Source organism: Nonomuraea longispora, from assembly GCF_004348345.1.
Taxonomy (GTDB): Bacteria; Actinomycetota; Actinomycetes; order Streptosporangiales; family Streptosporangiaceae; genus Nonomuraea; species Nonomuraea longispora.
This window is the reverse complement of record NZ_SMJZ01000018.1, coordinates 1-18,068: the sequence shown is the minus strand read 5'-3', so window position 1 is coordinate 18,068 and position 18,068 is coordinate 1. Positions and strand designations below refer to the sequence as shown.

Here is an 18,068-nt window from a genome sequence, read left to right as displayed (position 1 = left end):
GGGAACGCACCGTGGGGGACGATCCGCGGCGTGCCGGACTTTCCGGGCTCCTCAGTTGTGCACCAGCGGCTGTTTCCGGTGCGTTTCCGCCCTTGCCCCCACCCGGCGCCGGGTGAGGGCCAGGCGTCCCTAGAACCGCAGTTTCCTCAGGTAGCGGTACCCGACCTCCGCCGTACGCCGGGGCGTCACGTCCGGCGTGTCGTTCTCCACGATGTACTCGATCACCCGGTGCTTGTCGAAGATGCGCCGGAAGTCGATCGTCCCGGTGCCGAGGTCGGCCATGTCGCCGTCGAGATGCCGGTCCTTGACGTGGAACTGCAGCACCCGCTGGGGCGCCCGGCGGATCACGTCGAGCGTGAACCGCACCGGATCACGCTCGCCGCGCCCGACGCCGCCCGTGACCGCCCAGTAGAGGTCGATCTCCAGATGGACCAGGCGCGGGTCGAGCTCGGAGGTGAGCACGTCCCAGGGCGTCCTGCCGCCCCCGAGGTCGATGGTGAACTCGTGGGCGTGGTTGTGGTAGCCGTAGCGCAGTCCCGCCTTGCGCGCGGCGGCCGCCTCCACGTTCATGCGCTCGGCCCAGGCCTTCCACTGGTCCTCGCTGTCGGAGTTCAGGTAGGGCACGACCATGAACGACTGGCCGAGCGTCAGGGCGTTCTCGATCTTGGTGTCGAGCGCGGCGTCGTCGGGGCTGATGTCGTCGTGGCTGGAGGTGGAGCGGATGCCGAGCCCGTCGAGGAACGCGCGCAGTTGCGCGGCCGTACGCCCGAAATAGCCGAGCGCCAGCTCGACCTTGGGATAACCGATCTCGGCCAGGTAGGCGAGGGTGGTGTCGTAGTCCTGGGCGAGGTCGTCGCGTACCGTCCAGAGCTGCATGCTGATCTGGCCCGGCGGGATGCGGTGCTTGCGGTGGTGATGGTGGGGCGGCGTGGCGGCGGCGGGCGAGGCGCCGGCGATGGCCGCCGTCCCGAGGCCGAGTCCCGCCGCGAGCAGCGAGCGCCTGCTGGGGCCGTAGCCGTAACACATGGGGGATCTCCTATCGCGTGGGCTGGAGCACGACCCTGTCGGTTCCGGTCAGCGGGGGCAGGTCGCCGCCGGGGTCGGTGTAGGTGGCGACGAAGACGCCGGTCAGCTCGTCGGTCTCCGGGTCGTGTCCGCTCGGCTCGGTCGTCTGGATGGAGCCGGTGCAGCCGCGGGCCGTCGTCTGCGGATGGCCGTGGTCGTCGTGGCCGAGGATGTAGTCCACGGTCACGTCGGCGCAGTCGACCTCCTGGTCGTCGGTGACCCGCACCTCGAACTCCACGACGTCGCCGAACGTGAACGGGTCCCCGTCCACCGGCCTGACCAGCTCCACGACCGGCGTGGCGTTGCCGACCACGATCCGCACCGACGTCGCCGCCGACCTGCCGTGCCGGTCGGTGACCTTCAGCGTGGCCTGGTACAGGCCGTTCTCCTCGTACGTGAACGACCCTTCGGGGCGGCGGGAATCGACCCGCCCGTCGGCGTCGAAGTCCCACGCGTAGCTGAGCCGGTCGCCGTCGGCGTCGGTGGTTCCGTCGGCGGTGAAGGAGACCGCGAGCGGCGCGTGACCGGCCGTCACCGACGCCGTGGCCGCGGGGACGGGCGTGTGGTTGCCGGTGTTGCCGATGTGGTCGTAGCGCGCCAGCTGGGCGTCCTCGTTCTCCTGGAAGTAGCCGTCGCCGTATTCGAGCACGTAGAGGGCGCCGTCGGGGCCGAACTCCATGTCCATCGGGTTGTCGAAGACGAGCGAGGGCAGCACGTCCTCGATCCGCCCGTCACGGTGGAACGCCTTCACGTAGTCGCGGGTCCACTCGTAGAACAGCGGGACGCCGTCGTAGTACTTCGGCCAGCCCACCGCCGTGCGGCCGCGCGTGTCACGCGGGTCGTAGTCGTAGGCCGGGCCCGCCATCGGGCCGATGCCGCCCGTGCCGAGCTGCGGGAACTCCGCCGAGGGCCCGTACGAGTACCACACCTGCGGCTGCGTGACCGGCGGCAGCTCGCGCCTGCCGGTGTTGTGCGGCGACTCGTTGACGGGCGCGGCGCAGTCGAACGCCGCGCCGGACGCGCCGGTCGCGAAGTCGTAGTCGACGTACGGGAGCCGCGCTGTCGCGCAGTACGGCCAGCCGTAGTTGGCGGCTCTGCGGATCGTCGTCCACTTGCCCGTGCCGGCCGGGCCGCGCCGGGGGTCGGCCTCCTGCTCGTCGGGGGAGTAGTCGCCCACGTACAGGTCGCCGGTGGAGCGGTCGAGCTCGATCCTGAAGGGGTTGCGCAGGCCCATCGCGTAGATCTCCGGCCGGGTGCGTGGCGTGCCGGGCCTGAAGAGGTTGCCGCGCGGGATCGAGTAGGACCCGTCCGCGCGTACCTTGATGCGCAGGATCTTGCCCCGCAGGTCGTTGGTGTTGCCGGAGCTGCGCTGGGCGTCGAAGGCCGGGTTGCGGTCGGGCCGTTCGTCGATCGGGGTGAAGCCGTCGGAGGCGAACGGGTTGGTGTCGTCGCCGGTCGACAGGTAGAGGTTGCCCTGGGCGTCGAACACGATGTCGCCGCCCACGTGGCAGCAGATGCCGCGGTCCACCGGCACGTCGAGGACGCGCTGCTCGGTGCGCAGGTCGATCGTGTCGCCGGTGAGGCGGAAGCGCGACAACCGGATCAGCCCCTTGAAGGGCGCGAAGTCGTCCGGCGTGCCGGTGAGAGGGGCGTCGCCCTCGTTGACGTCCGGCGTGGCCGGGTCGTCGGTCGGAGTGCCGAGCGGCGGGGAGTAGTAGAGGTAGACCCAGTCGTCCTTCTTCGAACCCTGGCCGAAGCCGGGGCTGAGGGCGATGCTCTGCAGCCCTTCCTCATCGTGCTGGTAGACGTCGAGCCGCGCGGCCAGGGTGTTGAGTCCGGTCTTCGGGTCGTGCAGCCAGACCTCGCCCTTCCTGGTGGTGTGCAGCACCCTCGAGTCGGGTAACACAGCCAGGTCCATGGGTTCGCCCGGATGGTCGTTCAGCGTCACCTTCTGGAACTGGTCGTCGGGCGGCGGGGCCGCGCCTCCGGACGTCCCGGAGGCCGGCACGGTGACGGTCGCGGCGGCGTTCGTGGTGGCGGACGGCAGGAGGATCGCCGCAGCGGCGATGGCCGCGATCACGGTTCTCGGTCTCATGCCTCTCCCTTCGGTCTGCTCAGGGGGGTAAGAGAGGGCAAAGCACCGTGAATGTAACCCGAGTTTCTTCGATGCAGGAGGGCCTAATCGCGGATCATCGGCTGCCTTTCGCCCGCGATCGCACTAAGTGCCCCCACCGCAATCTGGGCGGACGCAGCCGGGTGGGGATCGCGGTGTGGGCGTGGGACATGGGCCACCGCCCGCATCGATCACCGCGACGGCAGGGTGCCTCTTTCGTCCACTGGAAAGGTGATATTTCCCTTGCCTGACCGGTCGCTACGCTTCTTTTGCACGATTGGTGACAATATCGCTGACATCTCAGCAGATGAGCGATGTACGGAGGGGTGCTGACTTGTCGGCTGACCTGGGTGCGTCCGGGGCCCGCGCCGATGCCCCGGCGGGGCCCGCGCCCGCCCGGCGGGGGGAGGGCGACGCGGACGCCGTGCTCGGAGAGATCCGCGACGCCATCGTCAGGGGTGAATACGTGCCCGACCAGCGCCTGGTGGAGGCCGACCTGAGCGCGCGCTTCGGCGCCGGCCGCAGCGCCGTGCGCACGGCGCTGCTCCAGCTCGCCAACGAGGGGCTCGTGGAGCGCGTGCAGAACCGCGGCGCGCGGGTGCGGACCGTCTCCCTGGAGGAGGCGATCGAGATCTCCGAGGTGCGGATGGCGGTCGAGGGCCTGTGCGCGGCCAAGGCGGCCGAGCGGGCGAAGGCCGACGACGCGGCGGAGCTGCGCGGGATCGGCGCCCGGATGGAGGCGGCCGTCGCGATGGGCGACGTGCTCGGCTACTCCGAGGCGAACCAACTGCTGCACCAGCGCATCCGCGCCCTCAGCGGCCAGGGGACCGCGGAGCGGGTGCTGGAGCGGCTGCGCGCCCAGAGCGTACGCCACCAGTTCCGGCTGGCGCTCCAGCCGGGCCGCCCGGCGGTCTCGCTGCCGGAGCACCTGGCCATCATCGAGGCGATCTGCTCCGGTGACGCCCGAGCGGCCGAACGGGCGGTCCGCCGCCATCTGGGCAGCGTGATCGAGGCGTTGAAGGCGGCGAATCACCAGCCGCCGCGGTAGTGGTCGCGCCGACCCCTTGACGTTTGTCGCACAGATTGTTAACAATCACGGCAGCATCGGGTCGACAGTAAGAGGCGGTTGTGGCCGACCACCCGACACCATCCCGCCGCGCCCGCGAGATCGTCGCCGGCGCGTACGACATCCACATCCATGTGGCGCCCGACGTCATGCCGCGGCGCATCGACGACCTGACCCTCGCCCCACGGTTCGCCGAGGTGGGGCTGGCCGGTTACGTACTGAAATCCCACTACGTCCCCACGACAGAGCGCGCCGCGGTGGTGCGCGCGGCCGTCCCCGGCTTCGGCGCGGTCGGGGCGATCACCATGAACGGATCGGTCGGCGGCCTGAACCCCATCGCGGTCGAGGTGGCCGCGCGCGGCGGCGCCCAGGTCGTCTGGTTGCCCACCGTGGACAGCGCCAACCAGCGGGCCTGCACCGCTGCCGACCCCGAGGGCGCCAGGCCCCCGATGTGGGCGCGGCTGCAGGAGGAGCTCCGAGCCGAGGGCATGGCGGCCGACCCGGTCGACGTCGTGGCCGCGGACGGCGCCGTGCTCGACCGCGCCCGTCAGGTGTTACGGGTGATCGCCAAGCACGACCTCACCCTGGCGACCGGCCATCTCAGCGCGGCGGAGATCGAGATGGTGGTGGACGCGGCCGTCGCGGAGGGCGTGCGCAGGATCGTGGTCACGCACCCGGAGTTCACCTCGCAGCGGGTGGCCCCCGACACGCAGCGCCGGCTGGCCGCCAAGGGCGCGCTGCTCGAACGCTGCTTCACCACCCCCTACACCGGCAAGGTCACCTGGGAGGCGTGGCTGGGCGCGGTCGCCGAGGCGGGCCCCCGCCATTCCGTGCTCTCCAGTGACCTCGGCCAGCCGTTCAATCCGCCGGTGGAGGACGGTCTGGCGCTGCTGGCCGACCGGCTGCTCGCCGAGGGCTTCACCGAAGGGGACGTGCACACCATGGCGGTACGCAACTCCCGATGGCTGGCCAAGGCCGGCACATGAGCGCCATCCTGCGGCTGGAGTCGCTGTCCAAGCAGTTCGTCAAGGACGACCTGGGCATCGTGGCGCTGCGCGACTTCACGCTGGAGATCGAGGAGGCGGGCTTCGTCACCGTCCTCGGCCGCAGCGGATGCGGCAAGTCGACGATGCTCAACCTCCTCGCCGGGCTCATCCCGCCCTCCTCGGGAACGGTCACCTACCGGGGCGAGCCGATCGTGCGTCCACGTCCCGAGATCGGCTACCTCACCCAGAGCGACACGCTCATGCCGTGGCGCGACGTGCGGCGCAACATCGAGATGCCCATGGAGATCAAGGGGGTGCCCGCGCCGCGCCGCCGCGAGCGCGCCGCTGAGCTGATCGAACGGGTCGGGCTGTGGGGCTTCGAGCGGCACTACCCGCGCGAGTTGTCCGGTGGCATGCGGCGCCGGGTCAGCCTGGCCAGGATGCTGGTCGGGGATCCGGAGACGCTGCTGCTCGACGAGCCGTTCGGCGCGCTCGACGCGCAGTTGCGCACCGACCTGCAGGCGGAGCTGCTGCGGTTGTGGGAGGGCAGCGGGCAGACCGTCGTCTTCGTCACCCACGACATCGAGGAGGCCCTGCTGCTGGGCGACCGGGTCGTGGTGCTCGGGCGGCTCGGCCGCGTGGTGCTCGACCGGAAGATCGACATCCCCAGGCCGCGCGCCGCCGACGAGATGCGCGTCGACCCCGGCTTCGTCGCCCTGCACAGGGAGATGACGGCCGCGCTGGCAGAGGGAGCCCGCTCATGAGCAGCGCACCGCCTGACAGCGCGGCGGCGCCCGCGGCGGAGACCGTCCCGATCGAACGTACCTGGTGGGAGCGGCGCGGCGGCACGGTCACCGTGGCGCTCAGCCGCCTCGCGCTGGTCGTGGTGCTGCTGGCCGTCTGGGAGTGGTCGGCCGAGCGGTGGTTCGACATCACGTTCACCAGCAAGCCGAGCGCGATCTGGACCCGGCTCATCGAATGGCACCAGGACGGCGTCCTGTGGGCCAACACCTGGGTGACCCTGGAGGAGATCGTGCTCGGCTTCGTGCTGGGCTCGGCCGCCGGAGCGCTCGCCGGGTTCCTGCTCGCCTCGGCGCCCCGGGTGTACCGGGTGCTCGACCCCTTCGTCATGGCGCTGTACTCCATCCCGAAGGTGGCGCTGGCCCCGCTGTTCATCGTCTGGTTCGGCATCGGCACGAACATGAAGGTGCTGCTGGCCGCGGCCACGGTGTTCTTCCTGGTGTTCCTCAACACGGCGGCGGGCGTGCGCGAGGTCGATCGAGGGCTGGTCGACGCCGTACGCCTGATGGGCGGCACCAAGCGGGACATCGCGCTGAAGGTGATCCTGCCGTCGTCGATGACCGGCATGCTCACCGGCCTCAAGGTCGCGGTGCCGTACGCGCTGATCGGCGCGGTGATCGGGGAACTGGTGGCCTCGAACCGAGGGCTGGGCTACCTCATCAACGACGCGGCCGCGCAGTTCGACACCGCCGGGGTGTTCGCCACCCTGGTGGTGCTGAGCGTGATCGCGGCGCTGCTCAACCTCGTCGTGGGGCTGTTCGACCGGTGGGTCGGCAGATGGAAGCCGTTGGAGGCGCGCACATGACCCCGTTCGTGACAGGACACCCTTTCGGGGCGCGCCGGCCGCGATCGCTGGCGGCGGCCCTGGTCGCCCTCGTGGTGGCGGTGACCGGCTGCGCCGAGCGCGGTTCCACCGCCCCGGCGGACGTGCTGAACGTCGGCCAGATCAGCAACTCCGTCGCGTTCTTCCCGCTGTTCGTCGCGGAGAAGAACGGTTACTTCAAGGAGCAGGGCGTCACCCTCGGCGAGCGGCCGCGGCTGGGCACGGGCGCGAAGGTCGCCGCCGCGCTCAAGTCGGGCAGCATCGACCTGGGCGCGGGCGTGATGACCGACGCGCTCAACCTGTCGGGCGTCGACCAGAGCACCCGCCTGGCGGCCAACCTGGTCGACAAGTACTACGTCGACATCGTGGTGAGCGGGAAACCGGGCTGGCCGGGGGAGTCGGAGCCGCTGGACGACCGGATCCGCGCGCTGCGCGGCAAGAAGATCGGCATCACCGGGCCGGGCAGCGGCACGGAGGCGCTGGTCACGTACCTGTTCGCCCGCGTCGGCCTGCGTACCGACACCGACGCGGAGCTCGTCAACCTGGGCGGCGTCACCTCGGCCGCGCTCGGCGCGCTGAAGTCGGGCCGGGTGGACGCGCTCGCCTTCTTCCAGCCCATCGCCCAGCAGGCGGAGGCGGCGGGGATCGGCAGGAACTACATCTCGCCGGCCCGCGGTGACGTGCCGCAGTTGTCGAGCGTGGCCCACGGCGTCGTGTTCACCACCCAGGCGACCCTGGAGGAGAAGGCGGAGGAGGTCGCGGCCTTCCAGCGGGCCGTCGGACGGGCGCAGCGCCTGATCCACGAGCAGCCGGCGCAGGTGGAGCCGCTGCTGGCCGAATATCTCAAGGGCACCGATCCGGAGGCGCTCGCCGCGCTCTCCGAGATCATCAGGGAGGAGATCCCGAAGGAGATCGGTTTCGCCCGGGCCTCCTACGACACCGCCGTCGCCTTCCACCGCGAGACCGGCCTGATCGACCGGTTCCCGTCGTACGAGGAGATCGTCCCGCGGGACCTCAGGATCGCCGGGCCCTGACGGCCGCTCCACGACGCGACCCAGGGCCCCGTACGAGCAGGGCCCTGGCCGGCGGCATGCCCGCGCGGCGGTCCGGAAATCAACCGGTCATGAGACCGAAATAGGGTTGACATTGGCTATTATATTGTCAACAATTCTGGTTACTGTTTCATCAACAGGATGGTCGGGAGCCGGCGTGACAATGACCGCGATCTTGGGGCTGGGCGAGGCCGGCCGGATCTACGCACGTGACCTGCGTGCGGCCGGCCTCCGTGTACGGGGCTTCGACCCGTACGTGCAGGCCGGCGACGACGTGGAGCAGGTGCCCTCGGCCGAGCAGGCGGTCGACGGCGCCGATCTCGTCATCAGCCTCGTGGGCGCCAGGGCCGCCGAATCGCTCGCTCAGGAGGCGCTTCCTTCTTGTCCGAAACACGCAGTGTATGCGGACTTCAACACCGGGTCTCCCGCACTGAAACGGACCCTGGCCGAGCTGGCCGCCGCCCAGGACGTGCGGTTCGCCGACGTCGCGGTGCTGGCGCCGGTGCCCCGCCAGGGCGCCCGCACCCCGCTGATGGCCAGCGGCACCGGCGCCGACGCGTTCGCCGCCCTCGTGCGGCCCGCCGCGGTGCCCGTCGAGAGCATCCCCGGCGGAGCGGGCGCCGCCGCCGCCAGGAAACTGCTGCGCAGCGTCTTCATGAAGGGCATGGCCGCGCTGATGCTGGAGTGCGAGACCGCCGCCGGCGCCGCGGGCGAGCGGGAGTGGCTGCGGGCCCAGATCGTGGCCGAGCTGTCCGGCGACGTCGACCAGCTCATCGACCGGCTGGTCCAGGGCAGCAAGGCGCACGCCGCCCGGCGGGTCCACGAGGTCGAGGACGCCGCAGGCTACCTCGCGGAGCTCGGCACGCCCTCCTGGGTCATGGACGCCTCCCGCGCCTGGCTCGCCTCCCTGCTGGACGAATGACCGGACCCCTCCCACCACGACGAAAGGGCAACCCAAGACATGACCGTACGAAGAATGCTGGTCGTCGGAGCGCACAGCGCGGACTTCGTCTGGCGCGCGGCGGGCGCCATCGCCAAGCACACCCTGGCCGGCGGCGAAGCCCGCGTGGTGACGCTCTCGTACGGGGAGCGCGGCGAGTCCGGCGAGTTGTGGAAGGAACCCGGCCAGACGGTCGAGAACGTCAAGCGGATCCGGCACGCCGAGGCCACCGAGGCCGCGCAGGCCGTGGGCGCGAGCTACGAGTGCTTCGACCTGGGCGACTACCCACTGCGCGCGGGCGACGAGGCCATCGACAGGCTCGCCGAGCTGATGCGCGACCACGCCCCCCACGTCGTCCTCACCCACCCGGAGAAGGACCCGTTCAACCCCGACCATCCCGTGGCCTACCAGGTCGTCTCGCAGGCCCGGCTGCTCACCTCCGGCGCGGTCGTCGAGGCCGGGTTCCGCACCGCGCCGCCGTCGGAGTTCCTGGTCTTCGAGCCGCACCAGCCGGACCTGTGCGGGTTCGTCCCGACGGTGTTCGTCGACATCACCGAGGTGTTCGAGGCGAAGTCCAAGGCCATGGACGCGATGAGCGCGCAATCGTACCTGAAGCAGTACTACACCGAACGCGCCGGGCACCGGGCCAACCACGCCCGCAAGGTCACCGGCGACAAGGCGATCCGGCACGCCGAGGCGTTCCAGCGGATCGTCCCGAACGTGGTGGGGTCGCTGTGAGCGGGCGCGAGGGCAGGTTCGACGAACTGGCCCGCCTCGGCGTGGCCACCGTGTACGAGGCGTCCGGCCGTCAGGGCCTGATCGACGAGGACTTCGTCCAGCTGATCCCGGGCACCGCCGTCGCGGGACCCGCGCGGATCGCTGTGTGCGGCCCGGCCGACAACCGCGCCGTGCACGAGGCCGCCGCCCGCACCCGCCCCGGCGACGTCGTCGTGCTGACGATGGACAACCCGGTGCCCGTGGCAGTGGTCGGCGACCTGCTCGCCACCCAGTTCAAGGCCCAGGGCGCGGCGGGCCTGCTGATCAACGCCTCGGTGCGCGACGCGGACACGCTGCGCGAGCTCGGCCTGCCGATCTGGGCCCGGTGGATCCGGGTGCGCGGCGCGGCCAAGGCGCACCGGGGCACGATCGACCTGCCCGCTGTCGTCGGGGGCACGCTGATCCGCCCGGGAGACGCCGTGCTCATGGACGGGGACGGCGCGGCCGTCGTACCCGCCCAGCGGATCGACGAGGTGGTGGCGGCCGGCCGGGCCCGTGAGGCGAAGGAGGCCAAGGCGCGCGAGCAGTACCTCGCGGGCGGGCTCTCGTACGACCTGCACGGCTTCCGGGCGGCCGACGAGAAGGGCTCACCATGAAGGTCGACGTCCACGGGCTCACCCTGAAATACGGCGACGCGGTCGCGGTGTCCGACCTCGACCTGACGGTGAACGAGGGGGAATCTCTGGTCCTCCTCGGCCAGTCGGGCTGCGGGAAGACCAGTACCATGCGCTGCATCGCGGGCCTGGAGACGCCGGCGTCGGCCGTCATCACCATCGGCGACCAGACGGTCTTCGACAGCGGCAGGGGCATCAACCGCGCGCCGAACAAGCGCAACGTCGGCATGGTGTTCCAGTCGTACGCCATCTGGCCGCACATGACCGTCTTCGAGAACGTGGCCTTCCCACTCAGGATGAAGGGCAGGAAGAAGGCGGAGATCAACCAGGCCGTGCACGAGACGCTCGAACTCGTCGGCCTCGACCACCTCGCCGACCGCGGGGCCAGCCTGCTGTCCGGCGGCCAGATGCAGCGGGTCGCCCTGGCCCGCAGCCTCGCCATGCAGCCGTCGGTGCTGCTGCTCGACGAGCCGCTGTCCAATCTGGACGCCCGGCTGCGCCACCGGCTCAGGATGGAGCTGCGCGAGCTGCAGTTGCGGCTGCGGCTGACCTCTCTGTACGTCACCCACGACCAGGACGAGGCGCTGGCCCTGGCCGACCGGATCGCCCTCATGCAGGCGGGCCGCATCGTGCAGATCGGCGAGCCGCACGAGATCTACGCCAACCCGAAGAGCGCCGCCATCGCGGAGTTCCTCGGCGTCGACAACGTCATCCCCGTCACGCCGCGGGACGCCACCTGCGTCGAGCTGGCCGCCACCGGGCAGAAGCTCAAGGTCGAGCCGTACGAGCCGGCCGAGACCCTGCGGCTGTGCGTCCGGGCCGAGGACGTGCTGCTCGGCGCGGGCGGCCAGGGCGGCGTCAACACGCTGCCGGGGACGATCGTCAGCTTCGCGTTCCAGGGCTCTACCGTCGCCTACCGCGTCCGGGTCGGCGACGGGCTGGAACTGGACGCCGTACAGCTCAAGTCCGCCGGACGGCCGTTCGGCATGAACGACGCGGTCACCGTGTCGCTGCCGGCCGGCGCGATGCGGGTGCTGCCCGCGGAAGTGGCCGCGTGATGACGTCGCAGACCGCCGAGAAGCCCGTACGGAACCGGCCGCCCGCGCTGCGCGGACGCGCCCGGCGCCTGCTGCGTGAGATCACGCTGCCCGGGGTGCTGTTCGCCGTGCTCGCCCTGCTGATCCTCGCGCCGGTTGCCCTGGTGGTGCTGTCGGCGTTCGCGTCGGACACCCCGCGGCCCGGCAACTTCGGCCTCACCGGGCTCACCTTCGACAACTTCGTCAACGTGACGAGCGCGGGCTCGGTGAAGGCGGCGCTCAACTCGCTCGCCGTGGGCGCGGGCGCTTCCGTGCTGGCGCTGCTCATCGGCGGTTTCCTGGCCTTCGTCACCGCCCGCACCAACGTGTACTGGCGCGGGTTCCTCTACCTGGTGGGCCTGCTGCCGATGTTGCTGCCGTCGTACGTGGGCGCGCTGGCGTGGTCGGTGCTGGGCAGCGAGAACGCCGGGCTGGCCAACATCACGCTGCGCGACCTCGGGCTGCCGCCGTTCGTCGACATCAACAACATCGCCGGCCTGATCGTGGTGCTCGCGCTCTACTACGCGCCCTACGCGTTCCTGCTCGTCCACGGCGCGCTCAGCCTGATGAACCCCGACCTGGAGGAGGCCGCCAACGTGCACGGGGCGCCCTTCGGCCAGGTGCTGCGCCGGGTCACCCTGCCGCTGGTCACCCCGGCGTTCCTCGGCGCGGCCGTGTTGATCTTCGTGCTGACCGTCGAGAACTTCCCCGTGTCGCAGATCATCGGCGGGGCCGCCGGTGTGGAGACGCTGCCCACCTACATCTACCGGCTGATGAACTCGACGCCTTCGCGCGGCAACGAGGCGGCCGCGGTGGCGATCGCCCTGGTGGTGGTCGTGCTGGTCGTCACCGCGCTGCAGCGGCGCATGCTGGCCAGGCGTGCCTTCACCACCGTCTCCGGCAAGGGCATGAAGCCGCGCCGGATCGACCTCGGCGGGTGGCGGCTGCCCGCGCTGCTGGCCGGGCTCGGCTACTTCGTCCTGTCGACCGTGCTTCCCGTGCTCGCGCTGCTGTTCGTCGCGCTGCACGACTCGCCGTACATCGGCACGGTGCTCGGGGCGTTCGGCAAGCCGGACGCGTTCACCGTCGAGGCGTTCGCCGACGTGCTGGACTCGAGCATCGCGCAGCGGGCCACGGTCAACAGCGTCGTGGTGTCGCTCGCGGCGGCGCTGCTCGGCACCCTGCTGGCGTTCGCGGTGGCGTACGTGGTGCAGCGCACCAAGCTGCCGGGCCGCCAGTCGCTGGAGTACGTGTCCATGCTGCCGCTGGCGATCCCGGCGATCGTGCTCGGCCTGGGCCTGCTGTGGACGTGGCTGATCATGCCGATCCCGGTGTACGGGACGCTCGCCGTCATGGTGATCGCGTTCGTCGCGGCGCAGATGCCGCAGGGGTTCCGCGGCGTCGCCTCGTCGATCGGCCAGGTCGACCGCGACCTGGAGGACTCCGCCGTGATGCACGGCGCCTCCCGCACCCGCGCGATCGCCACCATCACGGCGCCGCTGCTGCGGGTGGGTCTCACCTCGACCTTCCTGCTGCTGCTGATGTTGTCGATGCGGGAGCTGACGGTGCCGCTGTTCCTCTTCACGTCGGACACGCGGTTGTTGTCCATCGTGATCTTCGACGACTTCGACAACGGGATCCTGCAGCGGGCGGCCGCCACGAGCCTGCTCTACTGCCTGGTGATCCTCGCCCTGTCCATCTTGTCCAGGCGTTTCGGCGCCAGCGAGCAGAGATAGCCCAACTCTCGTAGGGAGACATCATGAATGCTGGCCGTACGGGTCGCAGAGCCCTTGCGACAGCCGTCGCCGCGGTCCTGGCGCTGGCCGGATGCGGTGGGTCCGGCGGCGGCGCCGGCGAGGCCGCGAAGCTGGAGGTCGGCGGCGAGCTGATCGCCGACGAGCAGCTGTTCTCGGCCGCCAAGGAGGAAGGCTCCCTGGTCTTCTACACCGGCGGCAGCGAGCACTCGGAGAAGGCCGTCACCGACGCCTTCACGGAGGCGACCGGGATCGAGGTGGAGACGATCCGGCTGGCCCCGAACAAGCTCGCCGAGCGTGTGCTCTCGGAGGTCGGCGCGAAGAAGCTCGGCGCCGACGTGATCCGCATCTCGGGGGAGGACATCATCGTCTCCCTCGTCAAGGCCGGAACGTTCCAGAAGACCCCGCTGCAGAACGCGGCGAAGACCGCGGCGGGCGACGCGATCCAGGACGACGGGCTCTACTTCTCCAGCTTCGACCGGGTCTACTCGTTCGCGTTCAACAACGCCGTCGTGCCCAAGGGGCAGGAGCCGAAGAACTGGGCGGACCTGCTGGACCCGAAGTGGCGGGGCAAGCTCGGGATCGTCCAGGTCGGCGCCGGCGGCAGCACCGCCGCGCTCACCAGGTTCCAGTTCGACAAGATCGGCGGCGACTACCTGAAGAAGTACGCCGCCAACAAGCCGCGCATCTTCGACTCGTCCGCGGGGCAGACCGACGCGCTGACGCGCGGCGAGGTGTCCGTGGCGACGATGCCGGTGGCGACCGGGGTCGGCGCCATCGCCGACGGGGCGCCGCTGACGATCGCCGTTCCCGAGGAGGGCGCGGCCGGCTACCCCTTCTACGCGGGCGTGGGCTCGCAGGCTCCGTCGCCGAACGCCGCCAAGGTGTTCGCCGCCTGGCTGCTGTCCAAGGACGCCCAGAAGATCGCCGTACAGCAGGGCGACTATCCGGTGCGCGCGGACGTCGGCGCCCCGCAGGTCGGTGACCAGGCCTTCCCGGCCGCCGACTCCGGCTGGCTCTACCGGACGGACGCCGAGACCTCTCTCAAGTACGTCGAGGAGGACGCGAAGCGGTGGCGGCAGATCTTCGGCTACACCGGCTGACGAACCGGTGGCCATGCTCTGGCAGTCCCGGCGGGCCGTCCCGCCGGGCGAAGCGATCACGTGAGTCAGGATCGGGGACGTCCGACCAATGAAAGTAGTGGACCGGATTCGTGAAGCCATCTTCGCGGGGGATCTGGCACCGAATCAGCGCCTCATCGAGGCGGATCTCTGCGCCCAACTCGGCGCCTCCAGGTCGCACGTGCGCAACGCGCTCGCCGACCTGGTGAGCGAGGGTCTGGTGGAGCGAATCCCGAACCGGGGTGCGCGGGTCCGGGCGATCACCCTCGCGGAGGCCATCGAGTTCACCGAGATCCGCATGGTCGTCGAGGGGCTCTGCGCGGCCAAGGCGGCCGCCAGGGTCACCGACGGTCAGGCGGCCCAGCTGCGCTCCATCGGGCAGCGGATGCGGCAGTACGAGGCCTCCGGCGACCTCATCGAATACTCCAACTGCAACAAGGAGCTGCACGCGTTCATCAGGACGATCAGCGGCCAGTCGGCGGCCGGTGACATCATCGAGCGCATCCGCGGCAACCTGACGCGCTATCAGGTGCGGCTGGCCCTCCAGTCGGGCCGGGCGGCCGTGTCGCTGCCGCAGCACCTGGAGATCATCGAGGCCATCTGCGCCCGTGACGAGGGCAGGGCGGAGAAGGCCATGCGCAGCCACCTGCGCAGCGTCATCGAGGCACTGGAGAACACCCGGCCCGCGACGTCGAACGGAGACCCATGGTGACCGGGCGTACCGGCATCCCCTGCATGATCATGCGCGGGGGCACGTCGAAAGGGTTGTACTTCCTCGCGGACGACCTGCCGGGCGACCGGGAGGAGCGCGACGAACTGCTGCTGCGGATCATGGGCTCGCCGGACGACCGGCAGATCGACGGCCTGGGCGGCGCCCATCCGCTCACCAGCAAGGTGGCCGTGGTGTCGCCGGGGGACGACGGCTCGGTCGACTACCTGTTCCTCCAGGTCTTCGTCGACCAGGCGCTGGTTTCGGACCAGCAGAACTGCGGCAACATCCTCGCGGGAGTCGGGCCGTTCGCCATCGAGCGTGGCCTGGTCGCGGCGGGTCAGGACACCACGTCCGTACGCATCACCATGGCGAACACCGGCGGCGTCGTGGCCGCGACGGTCCGCACGCCCGGCGGCGAGGTCCGCTATGACGGCGACGTCGCGATCGCGGGGGTGCCGGGCACGGCCGCGCCCGTCGTGCTCGACTTCCAGGGCACGGCCGGCTCGACCTGCGGCGCGCTGCTGCCGACGGGACACGTCAGCGAGGTCGTCGACGGCGTCACCGTCACCTGCGTGGACAACGGCATGCCGGTCGTGGTGATGCCCGCGGCCCAGCTCGGCGTCACGGGCGCGGAGAGTCCCGAGGAGCTGGAGAACGACGCGCCGCTGCGCCGCCGTCTGGAGGCGCTGCGCCTGGAGGCGGGCCGCCGCATGGGGCTGGGCGACGTCAGCGACACCACGGTGCCGAAGCTGACCATGGTGTCCCCGCCGCGGTCCGGCGGCGCGTGCGGCACCAGGACCTTCATCCCGCACCGGTGCCACACCTCGATCGGCGTGCTGGGCGCGGCGAGCGTGGCGGCGGCGCTGCGGCTGCCGGGCAGCGCGGTCGGCGGCATCGCGGAGCTCTCCGACGGCCCGCGGGTACGGGTGGAGCACCCGACGGGCTACCTCGACGTCGAGGTCGAGCTCGACGGGCACGACGTCACCAGGACCGGAGTCGTACGCACCGCGCGCAAACTCATCGACGGCACCGCCTATCCGCGATGACCGCGGGCCGGGTCTTCTGGCCCCTGCTCGTGGTCCACGCGATCCTGGTCCAGGTCATCAGCTACGGGCTGCGGCCGTCGTTGTCGTACGCGGTGATCGAGCTCGGGTACGGGTCGGTGTGGCTGGCCGTGCTCGCGGCCATGTTCGCGCTTCCACCGCTGATCCTCGCGGTGGCCACGGGCCGGCTCGTCGACCGGGTGGGGGAGCGGCCCAGCATGGTCATCGGGGGAGCCGCGCTGACCGGCGCCTCGGCGGTCGCCCTCGTCGCCTCCGAGCACCTCGCGCTGCTCATCGCCGCCACCGCGCTGCTCGGCATCGGCATCATCTTCTCGATGGTGGCCGAGCAGTCGGCGGTGACGGGTCAGGCGCGGCGGCGCGGCATGGACACCGTCTTCGGCGTCTACACCTTCATCACCTCCCTGGGGCAGGGCGTGGGACCGCTGCTGCTGCTGATGCCGCCGGCGCCCGGCACCCTCTCGCCGCCGCTGGAGCCGATCGCCGCCGCGTGCGGGGTTGCGAGCCTGGTGACGCTGGCGGCCTCGTTCGGGTTCGGCAGCCATCACCGCGCCGCGCGGGCGCCCGCGTCCGAGACCCGCTGGCCGGCGCGGCGGCTGCTCGCCATCCCGGGCATGTACCGGGCGTTGCTGGTCAGCGGGCTGATCCTGGCGTCGATCGACGTGACGCTCGCGTACCTGCCGGCTCTCGCGCACAGCAGGGGCATCGCCCCCGGCTGGGTGACCGCGATGCTCGCCGCACGCTCGATCATGACGATGGCGTCGCGCATCAACCTGGGTTCGCTGGTGCGGCTGCTCGGCCGCAGGAAGCTCACGGTGGCGGCGTGCGCGGTGTCGGCGCTGGCGTTGTGCGGCCTGCCCCTTCCCGTGCCCGTCGCCGTCCTCATCGGGCTCACCGCCGTGTACGGCTTCGCCGCCGGTCTCGGCCAGCCCATGACGATGGTGTGGGTCACCCGGCTGACACCGTCCGGCACCCAGGGCACGGTGCTGTCCCTGCGGATCGCGGGCAACCGGCTGGCCCAGACGCTGATCCCGGCGGTGTCCGGGGCCGCGGCCGCGGTGAGCGGGGTCTCGGGGGTGCTGCTGCTGACGGGGGCGACGCTGGCTGTCGCGGCGTGGTCGGCCACCGCGGTCCCCGACGACTGAGAAGTCCAGCCCAACCATACTGGTGAGTAAGGTTCTGTTGATCCCCTGCGTAGGGACACAATTACCGCATGCCATCCTTCATGCCCCTGGTGCCCGGCGATCCCGAGCGTCTGAGCGGCCTTCCGCTGCTCGGCAGGTTGGGCGAAGGCGGACAAGGCATCGTCTACCTCGCCAGGACGCCCATGAACGCATACGTGGCCATCAAATGGCTGCGGCCCGACCAGTCGGGCGACGAGGAGAACGCCGAACGGTTCCTGCGCGAGGCGCAGGTCGCCCAGCGGGTGGCGTCGTTCTGCACCGCCGACGTGCTGAGCACCGGCGTCGAGCACGGGCGGCCGTACATCATGAGCGAATACGTCGAGGGGCTCTCACTGGACCGCGTCGTCCGCGACGAGGGCCCGCGGGGCGGCCCGGCGCTCGACCGCCTGGCCATCAGCACGGCCACGGCGCTGGCCGCCATCCACGAGGGCCAGGTCGTGCACCGCGACTTCAAGCCGGGCAACGTCATCATGGCCTCCGACGGGCCCCGTGTGATCGACTTCGGCATCGCGCGCACGCTGGACCCGGTGCAGATGACGAGCAGCACGCAGATCGGCACGCCGGCGTACATGAGCCCGGAGCAGATCCTGGGCCGGCCGGTGGGGCCCGCGTCCGACATGTTCTCCTGGGCGGCCACGATGGTCTTCGCCTCCTGCGGGCGGGCGCCGTTCGGGGCCGACGGCACGCACACCGTGATGCAGCGCGTGCTGCACGAGCAGCCCGACCTCGGCGCGCTCGACGGGCCGCTGCGCGAGGTGGTCGAGCAGTGCCTGGCCAAGGACCCGCAGCGGCGGCCGACGGCCAAGACCGTCATGATGCGGCTGCTGCGCAGGTCGGGGTCGGACGCCGGGCCCGGAGAGAAGGGCGGAGATAAGGGCGGCGATGAGGGCGGCGGGCAGGTGGCGTCGACCGCCACCCCGCCC

17 protein-coding genes are annotated in these 18,068 nt (G+C 71.1%); 15 read left to right on the top strand and 2 right to left on the bottom strand.

From position 1 onward, the window contains the following. Positions 1 to 129: 129 nt before the first annotated feature. Both E1267_RS07595 and E1267_RS07590 read right to left on the bottom strand, forming a co-directional pair. Positions 130 to 1,026, bottom strand: coding sequence for a sugar phosphate isomerase/epimerase family protein (locus E1267_RS07595; protein ID WP_132331186.1), 897 nt, complete (start codon positions 1,024 to 1,026; stop codon positions 130 to 132). 10 nt (positions 1,027 to 1,036) lie between these two features. Then, entirely contained in the window at positions 1,037 to 3,160 is a 2,124-nt protein-coding gene (locus tag E1267_RS07590; protein ID WP_132331184.1) for a PQQ-dependent sugar dehydrogenase, read from the bottom strand. A gap of 352 nt (positions 3,161 to 3,512) precedes the next feature. Here E1267_RS07590 and E1267_RS07585 point away from each other — a divergent pair, with 352 nt between their 5' ends. The 15 genes from E1267_RS07585 to E1267_RS07515 all read left to right on the top strand — a co-directional run. Further along, the gene (locus E1267_RS07585) at positions 3,513 to 4,226 is read left to right on the top strand and encodes a GntR family transcriptional regulator (protein WP_246063595.1); all 714 of its coding nucleotides are present in this window, start codon (positions 3,513 to 3,515) and stop codon (positions 4,224 to 4,226) included. 80 nt (positions 4,227 to 4,306) lie between these two features. Next, entirely contained in the window at positions 4,307 to 5,230 is a 924-nt protein-coding gene (locus tag E1267_RS07580; RefSeq protein WP_132331180.1) for a DUF6282 family protein, read from the top strand. Further along, positions 5,227 to 5,994 carry an ABC transporter ATP-binding protein gene (locus E1267_RS07575; protein WP_132331179.1) on the top strand — a complete coding sequence of 256 codons (768 nt, stop codon included), beginning with the start codon at positions 5,227 to 5,229 and terminating at the stop codon, positions 5,992 to 5,994. Before E1267_RS07580 ends, E1267_RS07575 begins: the two co-directional genes overlap by 4 nt. Beyond that, positions 5,991 to 6,836: an ABC transporter permease gene (locus E1267_RS07570; protein ID WP_132331177.1), complete on the top strand. Its 846-nt coding sequence runs from the start codon at positions 5,991 to 5,993 to the stop codon at positions 6,834 to 6,836. The genes E1267_RS07575 and E1267_RS07570 overlap by 4 nt, the downstream gene beginning before the upstream one ends. Then, positions 6,833 to 7,888 (top strand): ABC transporter substrate-binding protein, encoded by a 1,056-nt coding sequence (locus E1267_RS07565; RefSeq protein WP_132331175.1) that lies wholly within the window; start codon positions 6,833 to 6,835, stop codon positions 7,886 to 7,888. The genes E1267_RS07570 and E1267_RS07565 overlap by 4 nt, the downstream gene beginning before the upstream one ends. Before the next feature lie 181 nt (positions 7,889 to 8,069). Then, on the top strand, positions 8,070 to 8,828 hold the full coding sequence (locus tag E1267_RS07560; protein ID WP_132331173.1) for an NAD(P)-dependent oxidoreductase: 759 nt from the start codon (positions 8,070 to 8,072) through the stop codon (positions 8,826 to 8,828). 54 nt (positions 8,829 to 8,882) lie between these two features. After that, positions 8,883 to 9,584, top strand: coding sequence for a PIG-L deacetylase family protein (locus E1267_RS07555; RefSeq protein WP_220449373.1), 702 nt, complete (start codon positions 8,883 to 8,885; stop codon positions 9,582 to 9,584). Beyond that, positions 9,581 to 10,219: an RraA family protein gene (locus E1267_RS07550; RefSeq protein ID WP_132331169.1), complete on the top strand. Its 639-nt coding sequence runs from the start codon at positions 9,581 to 9,583 to the stop codon at positions 10,217 to 10,219. The genes E1267_RS07555 and E1267_RS07550 overlap by 4 nt, the downstream gene beginning before the upstream one ends. Further along, on the top strand, positions 10,216 to 11,295 hold the full coding sequence (locus E1267_RS07545) for an ABC transporter ATP-binding protein (protein WP_132331167.1): 1,080 nt from the start codon (positions 10,216 to 10,218) through the stop codon (positions 11,293 to 11,295). Before E1267_RS07550 ends, E1267_RS07545 begins: the two co-directional genes overlap by 4 nt. Beyond that, positions 11,295 to 13,049: an ABC transporter permease gene (locus tag E1267_RS07540; protein WP_132331165.1), complete on the top strand. Its 1,755-nt coding sequence runs from the start codon at positions 11,295 to 11,297 to the stop codon at positions 13,047 to 13,049. Before E1267_RS07545 ends, E1267_RS07540 begins: the two co-directional genes overlap by 1 nt. A 23-nt stretch (positions 13,050 to 13,072) precedes the next feature. Further along, on the top strand, positions 13,073 to 14,170 hold the full coding sequence (locus E1267_RS07535) for an ABC transporter substrate-binding protein (protein ID WP_132331163.1): 1,098 nt from the start codon (positions 13,073 to 13,075) through the stop codon (positions 14,168 to 14,170). 88 nt (positions 14,171 to 14,258) lie between these two features. Next, on the top strand, positions 14,259 to 14,900 hold the full coding sequence (locus E1267_RS07530) for a GntR family transcriptional regulator (RefSeq protein WP_181957759.1): 642 nt from the start codon (positions 14,259 to 14,261) through the stop codon (positions 14,898 to 14,900). After that, the gene (locus tag E1267_RS07525) at positions 14,894 to 15,946 is read left to right on the top strand and encodes a 4-oxalomesaconate tautomerase (RefSeq protein ID WP_132331159.1); all 1,053 of its coding nucleotides are present in this window, start codon (positions 14,894 to 14,896) and stop codon (positions 15,944 to 15,946) included. Before E1267_RS07530 ends, E1267_RS07525 begins: the two co-directional genes overlap by 7 nt. After that, on the top strand, positions 15,943 to 17,106 hold the full coding sequence (locus tag E1267_RS07520) for an MFS transporter (RefSeq protein ID WP_132331157.1): 1,164 nt from the start codon (positions 15,943 to 15,945) through the stop codon (positions 17,104 to 17,106). The genes E1267_RS07525 and E1267_RS07520 overlap by 4 nt, the downstream gene beginning before the upstream one ends. A gap of 68 nt (positions 17,107 to 17,174) precedes the next feature. Next, positions 17,175 to 18,068: serine/threonine-protein kinase (locus tag E1267_RS07515; RefSeq protein WP_132331155.1), on the top strand; the 894-nt coding region annotated here is incomplete at its 3' end.